This is a genomic window from Pseudomonas sp. FSL L8-0168 (assembly GCF_037976155.1).
Lineage (GTDB): Bacteria > Pseudomonadota > Gammaproteobacteria > Pseudomonadales > Pseudomonadaceae > Aquipseudomonas > Aquipseudomonas paracarnis.
The window spans coordinates 796,145-810,013 of sequence record NZ_CP150262.1; the positions used below are offsets into that span (position 1 = coordinate 796,145).

7 protein-coding genes and 1 pseudogene are annotated in these 13,869 nt (G+C 54.2%); 4 read left to right on the forward strand and 4 right to left on the reverse strand.

From position 1 onward, the window contains the following. Position 1 precedes the first annotated feature (1 nt). From MHH62_RS03285 to MHH62_RS03295, 3 genes are read left to right on the forward strand one after another with little or no spacing between them, the layout of a single operon-like run. Positions 2-2,779 carry a hypothetical protein gene (locus tag MHH62_RS03285; protein ID WP_339232452.1) on the forward strand — a complete coding sequence of 926 codons (2,778 nt, stop codon included), beginning with the start codon at positions 2-4 and terminating at the stop codon, positions 2,777-2,779. A gap of 9 nt (positions 2,780-2,788) precedes the next feature. Then, positions 2,789-6,349: a helicase-related protein gene (locus MHH62_RS03290; protein ID WP_339232453.1), complete on the forward strand. Its 3,561-nt coding sequence runs from the start codon at positions 2,789-2,791 to the stop codon at positions 6,347-6,349. Positions 6,350-6,359: 10 nt separating this feature from the next. Continuing rightward, a complete protein-coding gene (locus tag MHH62_RS03295; protein ID WP_339232454.1) occupies positions 6,360-8,402 on the forward strand; it encodes a hypothetical protein in 2,043 nt (680 codons plus the stop codon). Between the two features lie 205 nt (positions 8,403-8,607). Here MHH62_RS03295 and MHH62_RS03300 read toward each other — a convergent pair. The 4 genes and pseudogenes from MHH62_RS03300 to MHH62_RS03315 all read right to left on the reverse strand — a co-directional run. After that, a pseudogene (locus tag MHH62_RS03300) lies at positions 8,608-8,700 on the reverse strand (DUF4113 domain-containing protein); the annotation flags it as partial. 38 nt (positions 8,701-8,738) lie between these two features. Continuing rightward, a complete protein-coding gene (locus tag MHH62_RS03305) occupies positions 8,739-10,715 on the reverse strand; it encodes a DUF3732 domain-containing protein (protein ID WP_339232457.1) in 1,977 nt (658 codons plus the stop codon). Beyond that, positions 10,715-11,227, reverse strand: coding sequence for a three component ABC system middle component (locus MHH62_RS03310; protein ID WP_339232458.1), 513 nt, complete (start codon positions 11,225-11,227; stop codon positions 10,715-10,717). Before MHH62_RS03310 ends, MHH62_RS03305 begins: the two co-directional genes overlap by 1 nt. A gap of 96 nt (positions 11,228-11,323) precedes the next feature. After that, positions 11,324-12,283, reverse strand: a complete 960-nt coding sequence (locus MHH62_RS03315; protein WP_339232460.1) for an ABC-three component system protein — start codon at positions 12,281-12,283, stop codon at positions 11,324-11,326. Positions 12,284-12,410: 127 nt separating this feature from the next. On the opposite strand from MHH62_RS03315, the gene MHH62_RS03320 reads away from it, so the two are divergent. Then, a complete protein-coding gene (locus MHH62_RS03320; RefSeq protein WP_080643517.1) occupies positions 12,411-13,712 on the forward strand; it encodes an IS4 family transposase in 1,302 nt (433 codons plus the stop codon). Positions 13,713-13,869: the final 157 nt, after the last annotated feature.

Sequence of the window (13,869 nt, forward strand, 5' to 3'; positions counted from 1 at the left end):
CATGACCCAGCAAACAACAGGTCAATCTGGCTGGGTGCAGGTGATGCAGGGTGCGTGGGGAGCAGTTCCCGCTAGTGAACTACTCCACCCCAACTCAGAAGCGTGGTCATCAATCAATTTGACCGCTCCTGATGTAGCCGAATGCACAAGTTTCGCGGTGGCGGGACGGGCTCTGAAATACGGTCAGTCAGTGGCGATTGCGCTGCCATTGATGGGTGGGGAAGGTATCACCCGACTGATGGTATATCTGCAACGGATCCGGCTGGATTCACTGCAAGGGGGGATACGTTCGCCTTGGCTCAATCCGGGCAACATGGAGCAGTGTCCGGACATCGTATTTATCTCCCGGCCCCGTAACGGTTTCCACGATCTCTCGCGTGTAAAGGCCTTGCGTACTCGCGTACTGCGAGCGTCTGACCTCAAGCGCAACAAGGCATCCGCCTCCCAAACGCTAGTTGTGGATGGCTCCACGGACGTAATGGAGCTGGTTGAAGCGATCAGCAAAGCAAGCAAGCCTTTCGTTCTCGTCATAGATGGTACGCTTGGAGGAAATGAAAACTTCGCTGCCGTGGATAGCGCACTGTCAGAGAGTTTCCCTGAGGTACCTCGAATCACGTTGCTCTCGCTGGGTGACAGCGAATCTCTGGACAGGATCCGCTCGAACGGAACTCGTAGCCATCTATGGGTGATGCGACTTGGCGATACAGCTTTGTTGACTTCACCTGCAGGATCCGACTCCCGGTTCAAACTGACGGTGATCCAGGATCGAAGGGCCAACTCAGAGCTGGGACTGATCGCTGATCGGTTCTTCGATTTACGACGCGAGCTGGATCGAAAGGATTTCGTGCTTAAGGAACGCTTGGCCATCATCGGCAAGGTTTTTCGCAGCCTCAACGAGTTGTGCCTCCCCCTTCCCTACTTGGAGACTACATTACAGGCAGCGACTCGCCCGGGTCTTTTCCCTATTCGTTGCTTGGAGCGATGGCTGCAAATTGCCGACAAAGGAAGCTGCCTGTTCGGGGAGTCAGATGTGGCTTCACGCAACCTGATTCAGCAGTTAATGGACTGGCACCAATTGCTTATGCAGTCCATCACAGGCAAGGCTAGATGGCTGCTAAAACACCTTAAGGATTCATGCGCGAACAAGACTGATACGTTGGTGCTGTGTGGCAGCCCCCATGAAGTAGCAGCCTTAGAACATTGGTTCGACAATGAACTCGACGAAGGCTGGAACGAGACCATTCAAATCACCGCGATGGATGGCGTGAAAGCCTATCGACAGTTCTCTGGGGTAGTCGAAGAAGTCGTCATCGTAGGAATGCTATGGCCTAATCGGCAGCACTGGTTAGCTACCCCATGTCGCCGTCTGACTATCCCAGCCTACGAATATGAGAGGCCCTTCGTAGAGCGCATGCTTCATTTATGGTGGTCTAAGCATGGCGTTCAAAGCCGTATCGATGGTGACAAGCTGACTCACTGGCAGCTCGGCTGGAATGATCGTCGATGCGACGATATCGATACGCTGCAGCCGTCCTTGGCCCTGGAAACGTTCACCCTCCCCGATTGCAGTCTGTATCCGGCAAAAGAACGTGCGGTCTCTATTCCGCTGGCAATGGAGTTCAATAATTGGCTCGATCTGCTGATGGAGCAGCCCGTCGAACCTATGGCCTCTGTGCAGAGCGGCGAGTCCTTGGTTCAGGATCTTGTCTGGATCTGCCTCGAAGAGGCGAAGGCAGAGCTGCCCTGGAGCAAGACCCGTCCAGTGCTCGTGCTTCGAGAGGAAGAAATTCACCCAACGCCTGCCGATGAACTGACTGAAGGTGATCAGATCATCCTGCTCCGACACACTGACGAGCGTATCGCCACTCAAGAAAAGCTCTTCGAGATGGTGGCTCTTTCAGAGGGCATGCAGCAGTTCCTCAGAGCCGCCAACCGCTGGAGAACGATGGTCGATACCGTCTCCGCACAACTGACGGTGGCCCAGGTGCAAACCCAGTTGCGCAAGGAAAAGGTGAGTGTGTGCGATGCGACGGTGGGCAACTGGTATCGTCACAAGGTATATGGCCCCCGTGACCGAGCGGCGGTCACCGTGTTTGCTCGTCTTTCCGGTGCCAAAAATCCCGAGAGAGCGGCACTCTACGTAGCCAATGCCATCGAGCAGGTACGAATCGCTCATCAGCAGATTGGCAACCAGCTTCGCCGAGCCATTCTGGAAAGAGCTGCAGGTGCTACCACCGTCGAGATAGGCCAGTTGACGATGGACGGATGGGCCTTCGACGACATGATCGAAATATCGGTGGTGAAGTCGATCCGGACGGCCACCAAGCAGGTCATTTCGTCAAAAGAGGAGGGCTTGATCGACATCGTCAATGGGGTTGCGGACACACATCCTGGGCGTATCCACATGACCACCCCGGCTCTCAAGTCCCTGCGCGACTCGGTGTACCGTGACCATGGAAAATTCCGGGCTTGCCTGTCACTGATGGCCACAAAGTTATACGACCACTACAGTGAGAAAGTGGGTCGACTCCATGACGTGCTTGAGCATTTTAAGCTGGAGAGCATCGACTTCGAACCCAAAATGTCCCCAGTGACAATGGGTATGTACGCAGACAACCGCAAATACAAGGGTAAGCCCGCGAACATGAACAGGCACTTCTGCCTGGGGAACGCCCGCGATCCGTCACGCACATTGCGTATTCACTTCGACTGGGATGCAGATGATAAGGTACTCGTCATCCATCACGCCGGCAAACATCTGGAAACCACACAATCTTAAGGACGAACCATGGCTCTCAACTACCGAGAAGAAATGGGCCTGACGGCTGCATTTCTTGAAGAGATGCGCCTGCGACTGAGTGACAAGGACGTGGATGTACTGCCACAAGACGGCAAACTGTATGACGGCATCGAACCCACCCGCATCAGCCTGGTTGGCTGCCTGGGCGCAGCGCCCGACCCCGCCTATACAGGCCCGCAACCTCCAAACTCAATCGGCATCGTGCTCTTGGTCTCTCCCGATAAGGAAGGTTGGATCAAATGTGAGCTAAGCGGTCAATTCGATGTCGTGCATCGCTACATTCCTGACTTACGCAGCGTGGAAGAAAACCTGGTGCTTGATGCCGGTTCACCAAAAAGAGGCCAAGTTCTGCCCATAGCGTACAAGCGCTACACGGTGTGTTTCTCATCTATCATGCTTGATCTTGACTCCCACAAGCCCAACGAGTGGGTCTCAGGAAAAGCTGCAATCGAAGCTGTGCTGAAGGCGGAACAACAACGATGGGTTAGCGATCCTCGGGTCATGCGGCGCTGTCACACGAATGCGAATGGCAACGCGAAATTCGGTTACAACTGGAGCGACACGGCTCTGGCCGATCAGACGAGCCTCAACCGTACCGTTCATGAGCAGATCGTCAGTGACCAAAATACGCTCCTCAACTATGCGATAAACCTGCGTGCACGTCTTCGCCCTACCCCATCAGCATTCGGTACGAACGCTCAAGGTAGCCTCCTGCTAGAAGTGTTTCTGGAAAACCAGACGACCACCGAGCATGCCCGAGTCTTTGGCGTCGACTCCCCATACCTATTGGATGCCCGCTTGGCCACCAAACTCGTTGCTGGCGAGAACTATAAGGTGCCCCATCGTCTGCAGCCGGAAGAATACCGCTACCGCGATAATGACGGCCTTCCTGGCTACGGCATCAGCTGCGCGGTCGTTGAGGTAGAAAATAAGCTGTTCATGACGGATGGAATGCCTACCTACGCTCAGCCCCGGGTTGATGCTCCATCGCCTGCCGAAGTCGGAATGGACTCAGCCCCGAGCTATGAAATGCTTGCCCGCGATCCACTCCTGGTTTGCGACAGCTTCCTGAAAACGCAAGAGAGCTACCTCGGCGAATGGGCAAGTCGTATCAGTGCATTGGAATCAGCAGGGCTGATGGCAGATAAGGATGTTGCTATTGCTGACCGCAATGCCTTTCAGGAGGAAACAAGCCGGATCCGCGACGGTGTTGAGCTTCTGCGCAAACATGACGACCTGCGTCAATGTTTCCAATGGATGAACGAAGCAATGGGCGCCGCCATCAAGATTCAGGGGAAAAGGTTTACCGGATGGCACTTGTTCCAACTCGGTTTCATTCTCTCGCAGATACGCTCGATCTACGAACGGCATGCCACCTCGGCTGAACTCCGAGGCAGCATGGAAACAGCAGACGTACTATGGTTCGCCACGGGCGGCGGCAAGACCGAGGCGTACCTCGGTATCATCAGCATGGCGTTGCTCTATGGTCGGCTTAAGGGACGCGATTACGGCACGACTGCCTGGCTCAGATTTCCATTGCGGATGTTGTCCGTTCAGCAATTCCAGCGGCTTTCCTTCGTGCTCGCCCAGACCAACATCCTGCGTCACCGTGAGTGTCTTGGCGGATGGCCATTCACGATTGGCTATTACACAGGTGAAGGCACGCCAAACCGGGTCAGCAGCACTTATGGCGAAGACGTCCAGAAAGGCTTCCTGCCATCTTTCAGCGACGAGCGCCTTAAGTCCTACCAGTTCATCTCCGATTGCCCTTATTGCGGAACAGCCGGCTCCATCAGCGTTGAGACCGATATGGCTCGCGCGCGGATCAAGCATGTCTGTAGCAACCCCGAATGCTGGTCGAACTGCGAAGCCGATCCAGGAGAACATGGACAGGGTATCCAGGGGGAGATTGGTATCTACGTCTCAGACGAAGAATGCTACCGGTATCTGCCTTCTGTGCTTGTGGGCACAGTGGATAAGCTCGCCGTCATAGGCCATAACCATCGTTTTGTGAACTTCTTTGGCGGGGCGCGTTACTTCTGCCCTGAGCACGGTTTCTCTCAAAGATCCAAATGTGAACATCGTCGCATCGAGCAACGAAGCGAGAAATGGGAGGCCCTCGACTGCGGTAACAATACCCGCACTAGCGTGGTCAGAGTGGTGCCCACCTCCCCCATGAAAGACCCAGGTTTCTCGCTGCTGGTTCAGGATGAGCTGCACTTGCTTCGCGAATCCCTTGGCAACTTTGACGCTCATTACGAGACCTTGCTCAGCACCCTGCAGATCAGTCACGGCGGGCGTGCGCCCAAAGTGCTCTCGGCAACAGCCACCATCAAGGATTTCGAAGACCACATCCATCACCTGTACCTGCGCAACGCCGTTCGCTTCCCTGCCCCCGGCGTCAACCAGGGCGAGTCCTTCTATGCTCGCAAAGCGAAGGATGACGAGACAGGCTCACACCTGATTCGTCGCTGGTTTGCAGGGATTCTCCCCATCGGTCGTGGCCGTGTTGCCATGAAAGCGGTGGCGGAAGCCAGTTCTCGTTTCCTGGATCAGGTAGATGACTGGCGAGGCAAGCTTGCAAACGGTGATGCACAACTGCTCAAGGCAATCGGCATAACCAATGGCCAGAGTCAGGATGCCCTTCGTTACATCGAGAAAAACCTGAACACCGACCTGGTGTATGCCAACAGCAAACGCAGCATCACCGAAATCATGCGGTACATGGAGGAGGTCAACAGCAAGACCAATTTGGAGCGTAAAGCTCGGTTGCTGGATGGCGAAACCCGCCTGGACATGATCCTCGACGCAATTCGTCATGTCGAAACCAAGGATGCTGATGACACCTGCCGACACATCATTGCCACCAGCGTTGTGTCGCACGGGGTCGACATCGCGGAATTAAACTTCATGATCGTCGCAGGCTGGCCAAAATCGACGGCGGAATACATCCAGGCCTCCGCTCGAAGTGGCCGCGTTCATCCGGGCATCGTGCTCTGCGTGCTTTCATCACATCAGCTGTTTGAGTCTGGTGTTTTCATGAACTTTGGCGACTACCACACGTTCCTTGATCGCCTGGTTGACTCGGTTCCGATCAACAGATTCGCTCCTAACATCATCGACCGCACGCTACCCGGGGTCATGTCGGCAGTACTGCTCAACTGGGCCCCGCAGCAAAGATGGGGAGGCGACCTGGGCCACAGGGTGACCGACCTTGTCACGCTACTGCGAAGCGACATGGGAAAGGCCGCTGCAGCAGAAATCAAAACTGTCGTGATCAATGCGCTGCGCATCCCGGCAGCGCTGAGCAATACGTTTGACTCGCGAGTGATAGCCGGGTTTGACACCGCATTGATGACCCGTGTCGACAACGCGTTTTTTGAATTAGAGCGGTGGCCGGGAAGCAAGAACGAACAGACGTTGAGCGAAGCACTGGGTGACATCTTCGGGTATGCCCCATTTCGCTCGTTTCGCGACATCGAAAACCAGATTGTGATCAAGCCAGTCAACAGTGCGGCTGATCAAGTATTCATGGCAATAGCCAGGTGAGGAAGGAAAAATGGACAAGGAATATGTGAGTCGCAGCCGCCTTTTCAGGGAAGCCTTCCTCCCTGGAGCCTACATGCGCCTTCGCAACCAAGCGTACGGTCGCGTCATGGGTATTCTCAACAATAGTGGGTCAGCGCTGGAAGGGGTTGATAAGCAACAGTTGCGCGAAGCTGTCCTGACATTCGTACATGACTGGGAAAGCGCCGGTGGCGAGATCGACCCAACTTTTTTGACCGCCGCAGAAAAGAAGCGTCTGGAAATCCAATCTCCATCTGAAATTTTTGTCTCCCCTGCACCACTGATTCTCACCTGCAGGCGTTGCAAAGTGCTTGATTTTTACGACGCCCGCGAGCCAGATGACCGGACGCTTTCCAAAATGCAGTCCCGGATCAAAGAGCACAATGGCAGGAGCTTCATCCCTTGCAAGCGCAGAGGTTGCTCGGGAGAAATGATCCAGCTTCCTTACGTTTCGGTGCATCGGTGCGGTTATGCAAGCCCCGTCCACATTCCGCACCCCGCTCGTCGATCCACCAGCATCGGCTACCGAGATGCCGGTTCGTTTTTCCACTCATCGTTTTTTGATGTGGAAACCGGCGATAAGCTGTCGGGCTCATATCAGGACGAGTGCCCCGCGTGCAGTGGTTTGTTTGGTGCCGAAATTCAAAAGCGTGGAACACCACTCACCAGCGGTGAGTCTTTCTACGCCCAGAGTACCCAGTACATCGCGCTGAGCGAAGACAGGGGCAAGCTCATTGCCAGCCTCTTGCAGTGCTTGCAAGGATCAAACGAAAGCGCCGAGGGCATGGCTCAAGACGTTGCCGAAGGTATAGCGCTCGCTTTGCTGAAAAAGATGTCTGGCCGTGAGCTGGAACAAAAACTTTCCATGTTGCTCTCAGCAAATATTAGCGATGCAAACGATCAGGCCGCCCTGCGCACGCAGTTGGAGAGAAAAAGACTCAGCATCGCGAAATATGAAGTAATGGCCGAGGATGACGAAGATTTAGCCCAGATGCTTGATTCAACGCGAAAAGAGGTAGCCACGATTGAGGCAAAGCTCGCGACATCAACCGGCTGTTTCAGTGCCATACGCAATTTGATTCCAGAACCCAGCACCCTAATCGAACTGGTCAGCAATCGGCGCACGCTCGAAGCCGTTTTCTTGCCCCACGATGTCCAGGGCAGGACGATCGAGCAGGAGATCGAAGAAACCACAGATATCGCACAAAAAGACGTGCTTGCCGGTCAGTGGCAGAGTGTACAGGAACGCTATGGGATCGATTCGATCACGCACATCCCTGACCTTCGAGTTGTCTTGGCCACGCTGGGGTACACACGGGAAAGAAGCGCCCCTTCAATCAACCCTGACGCTCCGCCTGTAGTGCTCAACGCCTTTGCTGATCGTGTCGATGAGGGCATGAAAGGCAAAACGTCCATCTACGCGATGTCGGCGAAAACAGAGGCTCTATGGATCCGACTGGATCCTCGCAAGGTGCTTCGTTGGTGTATCGATTCGGCATACCTCGAATCGCCTGATGAAGAGGTACTCAATGACAAAGCCCGCAGTCATGCGTACCTGTTGAGCCACTACCACGTCCTGGCTATGCATCCTGGCAGAGCAGCGAGGGAAATCCCGGCGCGCAACCCCGAAGAAGGTGCCCCTTTCAACCTGCTACATTCGATCAGCCATGCGCTCATGCTCACTGCGCGCCGCCATACTGGGTATGACTCCAAGAGTATTCAGGAATACCTGATACCCATGGATTTGTCGGTCATCCTGTATGTGTCGTCCGTCCAGAATTATACCGCTGGCGGGTTGCTGACGTTGTTCCAGCACTATTTCCTGCCTTGGTTTGATGACGCCAGCATGTTCGCATTCAACTGCGCGTTCGACCCCATATGCACGGATGTCGGCAATTCCTGCAGTGGCTGCGTGCAGATTGAAATTGGCTGCGAAACCTTCAACCAAGGACTTTCTAGGGCTTACATTCATGGCGGCCCGGCCAATCGCGAGTGCTCTCTGACCATCAAGAAAGGCTTTTGGGATAGGTCGTAGTAGTACCCTAATCTGGGCATGCACACTTGAATTTGTACTCTTAAACAATGAGTACCTGGGAACGAGAAATGCCCTGCACGCTTTTACTTGCAGGGCATTTTTATTCGCATATCAAACCCGACTTGGGCTGAGCCATACAAAGGTGCTCATGCCAAGCGACGTCCAGAAGTGCGATCCGATCCACCAGCGGCGAACATCTGGCCTTGAGGGCATCCAACACGCCCATCACCTTCTCACACGCTTGCGGCTGTGAGGTTGAAAAAAGATCCTCGGTATACTCGCCCTTTTGGCATAAGTTAGCCCATCTGCAAGACTCCGCGGATAGTGCCTGAGGTTTTATTCTGGCGGAAGGCTGAACCAGTCAGGCACCAGCTTGGTGTCTCGCCACTCTTCGGTCAGTACAACTCCTGGAATTTTTCCCCAAACGCCATCGTCAGCATGATCGAGCACGATGATCTGCAGCCGTCCTTCAGACGAATTGACCGCGTCGGCGAATGCCTTGAAGACCTTACGCACCGCAACTCGGTCTTCATCATTGAGTTCATGCTCTTCCTCGACCTGCGCGGCACGTTTTACCGGGAAGTAGACTTGGCTGGGCTGATCGAATACGAGGAAATGTGGCACTGGGTGCTCGACCGCTTTCTTGGCCATGAATAGCTTCTGCAGCGCGAGGAGCATGGCCACATGGTAGGCGAGCCAGTTCGCACCACTACCAATTTCCCAAAGGAAGTCATCACGGCCATCATGGCGCACCTTGATGGCCAAGTCCGTGATCGACAGCCCAATCCTCGCGTCCTTCCACTCAGCATCAAGAGTCGGGGTGATTTTCGCGCAATGGGCACTCAAGGAATCTAGGATCTTACGGGTGTTCGCTCTGATCAAATCCACGGACACAAGTGGTGCAAGCTCCGTCATCCGCTTGTCCACCTTCTCCAACTCGCTGGCTAGGGTGCTATCGAATTGAGCCTCTTTGTAGTTTTTGACTGCCTCTTCAAGTCTTCCCAGGTATCGGTCAATGTCTGCTTCGCGTAACGCTTGTCCTTTGGCTTGCGCGTCGACCAACTCAATCGCTCTAATCTCTTTGCGTATGGCATCAAGTTCATCTGAGTCCTCGTTCATCGCGTTTCGGAGCCGTAGCGTTTCGCTCTCGATCGATACGGGAACTATCGGCGCGACGCGCGCGCTGTCTTCGATGCTGCTGAGCGCCTCGCATAGCGCGTCCAGCTCACCCGATGGCGACAGGGTTGGGGACACGAGTGCACCGATAGGTGTCACATTTTCTTTTTTCACCAAGCCTTTGAGCCATGTCGAGAGAGACAGGCGATCCTTCATAGTTTCTAGGGCAGAAACGTAGGCATCTGCATCTCTCTGCAGTCCGCTTAGCTGATTTAGTTTTTGGCGACCTGCGAATAGATTCGCGGCAATAATTTCTTCCCTGATCTTGAGCTCACCAATGGTGGTGATCGAGGCCTGGATTGTCTCTAGTTTCGGTTGAGCATCCCTTGAGGTTTTCATCAGAATCGCGGCAAGCTGTTCGACCGCAACAGGCCACTCCTCGGAAAGCACCGAGTCGATACCAACCAGACCATACTCACGCGCTCGGAAGTACCAGCTATTGGCTTCTCCCCGCAGCCGAGCTGACGCGTCCGCCAGTGTCTTGATTTCTGACCGAAGCTGTTTTTGTCTGCGCTCCAGATCCTTCATTTCCCAAGACGCCAGCAATGTCTGAGGCGTGACAGCACCTAGGATGAAGGGAAAGATGTCTTTCAGTTTTTCCCGGTGGCCAGTCGTGTCTGCCTTATAGAAGAGGACATCCGGATTGGCGACAATGTTCTGCGGCTGAAAGGTGAACGCCATCAGGTCTCGGAAACTGGGCCGGTTCTTGAATCCGAATTTGACGTCTTCGCCGAAACCGATGTTGGGCAGGCCTGACAGCCGATTCAGGATCTCTTTAACGATGTTGCGATTGGAGTTTTTTCGTTCGATCCTGGCTGGGATAGAAATGCTCTGCCCCTCTAGCACGAACATATCATCGGTGGATCGCTGGCGACCCGGCTCGGATCTCGCGAACAGCTTCATGCCCTCATCCGTGTCCACCAGCAGTCCAAACCATGCACAAGTATTCCTGATCGTGCCTACAGGAATCGCACATTTCTCTGAGGCCAGGCAGTAGTCGATAATAGGAATGACCGCGGACTTGCCTGCCTTAGAGGAGCCGCTGATGACGTTCACAGCACCTGGTGTGAACTTCACTTCACGGTAATGGCGACCATTTTTTGGCCACAAAATCAGTTTTTCAATTTGCAGTTTCATCAAAAACCTATCCGTAGGGCGGTCTGGACTTCCTGGATGGAAAGCGCTCCACACCAACCACCAAGCTTGTCTGCGTGTTTGCCTAACTCTCTTACCGTGTCAGGGATGTTGGCCGGGTATCGCTTGGTGCTGTAATTGACGACTGCAGTGGTGCAGTCGAGGGTTAACAGGCCACTGTCCAGTGCGATGCTCACGCTGCTAAGTGATGTTTGTCTCAGCGCCAGCATCCGGCGCTGGATGGATAACAATAACTCCTGCTCCTTGGAAAATTTGGCGGCGAAGAGCCGTAACCCTGAGGTTGAATTGGTCTTGCCTATGATCGTCCGTAGGGGCTCACTGAAGATTATCGGCAATACGAGAAACAGAAACGGCAGCGATGGGCCAGCGCCTGTGCATTGCCGTTTATACCCTTTGACGAACTCCCACATAAGAACCGCCCCAAGGGCAGGATTTTGCACCAAGTAAATCTCGTCGTTGAGCCGAGGAGACATTTTGAATTCAGGGGTTTCCATCCAGGCCAACCTGTTTCAAAGCCAAGCCGCATGCCTCCAGATGGAGCCAGGCAGCCAGCGGTTATAGTATTTATTGACGGGATTCAGAAGCTTCCATCAATCTTCGAGCAGATTCAGGTAGCGAGGATGCCAGCCAACCTTCTTCACGTTGGCGAACTCCTGATAGGTTCCGCGTACGAAGAATCTTGGCGGCTCGGTACCGTCCAGAGGCTCGGATATAAGCATGCACTCCATTTTCAACATCTGTCCTTTATCCTGTTCTGAAGCGGTGGGATAGGCCATGTTTGTCTTCTTATTCAGAAGCTCCCATTTGTCGAATAGAGTCTTGCGAAACGCCTCAAAATCCTGGTCGCACACCAAGCCTTTCTCGCCCCATCGAACCTTGTTCGTTTTGGACTGCAAGAAATCTGACACCGCTTCGAACCCATCCCCTGCCTTGTCAATGAGGTCTAGCTGACGAAGCAATGTCAAAGCCAAGGGTCGGCACTCCTCGATTTCGTCTTGGGAGGGCGCAGGTACGGTATAGGTCTTCAGGAGGTTCAGCGCGCTTCGACTAACGAACGTCGACATGTAGTCTTTGAAAGCGTTGCGCGACAGCGCAGGGTATTGCCTTGCGGCGATCAGCGCGTCGGAGTTGTTTTTGACCCAACCAATGGCAACGTTGCAGGCGTCTTCGAGCCTGTCATCTGGGACGGTAAGCGCGAAGAAATTCGAAATCCTGCCGATCAGATCGTCATTTCCTGTTTCGAGCTCAAAGGCCATGACAAGGTCGGCGCGCTTCGTCTCGTCGTAGTCAAGAAATCTTTCAATGTAGGGTTTGCACTGCTCGGGCTTTTCCGCCGCATAGGCATCACGGATCTCTTGCACCACGCGATCTACCAACACCTTCGTGTGGGCAAAATGGAGCGAGTTTGCAAACTCGCCGTCTTTATCTTGAAGGACATATAAACGGAAGCGGGTTTTGCTCAAGTCGACTAGACCTGCCTCAATGACATCGATCCAGTTCGCGAATGTTTTCCAAAGGTCGATGGAGAAGTTGCTGATAGGGTTTGTCACCAAGCCGCTCTTAGACTCAGCCCTTTCAAGGTCTTCTGTAAAATCCCCTGAAATTCATTCAGGGGGTACCTAAACGATGTGGGCGGAAGTTCTAGCGCGTTTCGAAAAAAAAGCACCTGCCAGTGTCATGGCCAAACTGGCGCTGCAGCAGGCTATTGCCCCCGAGTGGATTGATCAGGTTTTCGAAGAACACCGGCAACGGCAGTATTCTCGTGAGCTATTGTTCTCGACCATCATCAAGCTAATGTCCCTTGTTTCATTGGGCTTGAGGCCATCTCTGCACGCCGCCGCGCGACAACTGGAGGACCTTCCGGTCAGCCTGGCGGCTCTCTACGACAAGATCAGTCGTACCGAGCCTGCTCTGTTGCGCGCCCTGATTACGGGCTGTGCACAGCGCCTGGCTCCAACCATCCGGGAGCTGGGCTGCACGGCGATGCTGCCGGGTTGGCAGGTTCGGGTAGTGGACGGTAATCACCTGGCATCCACTGAAAAACGTCTGGGAGCTTTACGCAACGAGCGCGGCGCCGCTCGTCCCGGTTTTTCGGTTGTTGCATACGATCCCGATCTGGATCAGGTCGTCGACCTTCAGGCGTGTGAGGATGCCTACGCAAGCGAGCGCGTTTGTGTGCTGCCTTTATTGGCCAATGCCGAGCCAGGCCAAGTGTGGCTGGCTGACCGGCTTTATTGCACGCTCCCGGTTATGGAGGCTTGTGAGCAAGTCCAAACTTGCTTTGTCATTCGTCAGCAAGCCAAGCATCCACGCTTGATTCAAGAGGGTGAGTGGCAAGAGCCAGTACCTGTGGAAACTGGCACTGTGCGTGAGCAGATCATCCAGGTCAAAGGCGGTTACCAATGTCGGCGTGTCGAACTGACGCTTCATTCGCCAACGGACTCCGGCGACAGCAGCTTGATGTTCTGGAGCAACCTGCCTGAGAGCGTCAGTGCGCAACAGATCGCCGAACTGTATCGCCGCCGCTGGAGCATTGAAGGTATGTTCCAGCGACTGGAAGCGATCCTGGAAAGTGAGATCGAAACCCTTGGCAGCCCAAAGGCTGCCTTACTGGGGTTTGCAACGGCGGTATTGGCTTACAACGTCCTGGCTGTTCTCAAACGCAGTGTTGAACAAGCTCATCGGGATACCCAGCCTGAAGGATGGGAAGCCTCGATTTACCATTTAGCGGTTCAGGTCAGGAGTGGATATGAGGGAATGCAGATTGCGCTGCCCTCGGAACATTTTCCTGTCATTCCGTTGGAAAAACTGGCTCAGCACTTATTGGCGCTTGCCAGAAATATCCAACCTAAACAAGTTGCGAAAAGCCCCCGTGGCCCCAAGGTACCCAAGCCCAAAACATGGGTTAAAGGCACCGCGGTGAATGCGCATGTTTCAACGGACCGGATAATCAAGGCTGCCAAGACGAAAAGACCTTGAAAGGGCTGGCTCTTAGACTGCTCTAGCAGTACAGACCCGTCAGCATGGTGGACATCTGTATCATCAAATACCTCCAACGCGACGAATGCATCCTTAGGGGCGTCGCAGAGGTGCAGACACATCCGCGTAGCTTGCAGAGAGAACCCCAGGAATGAGC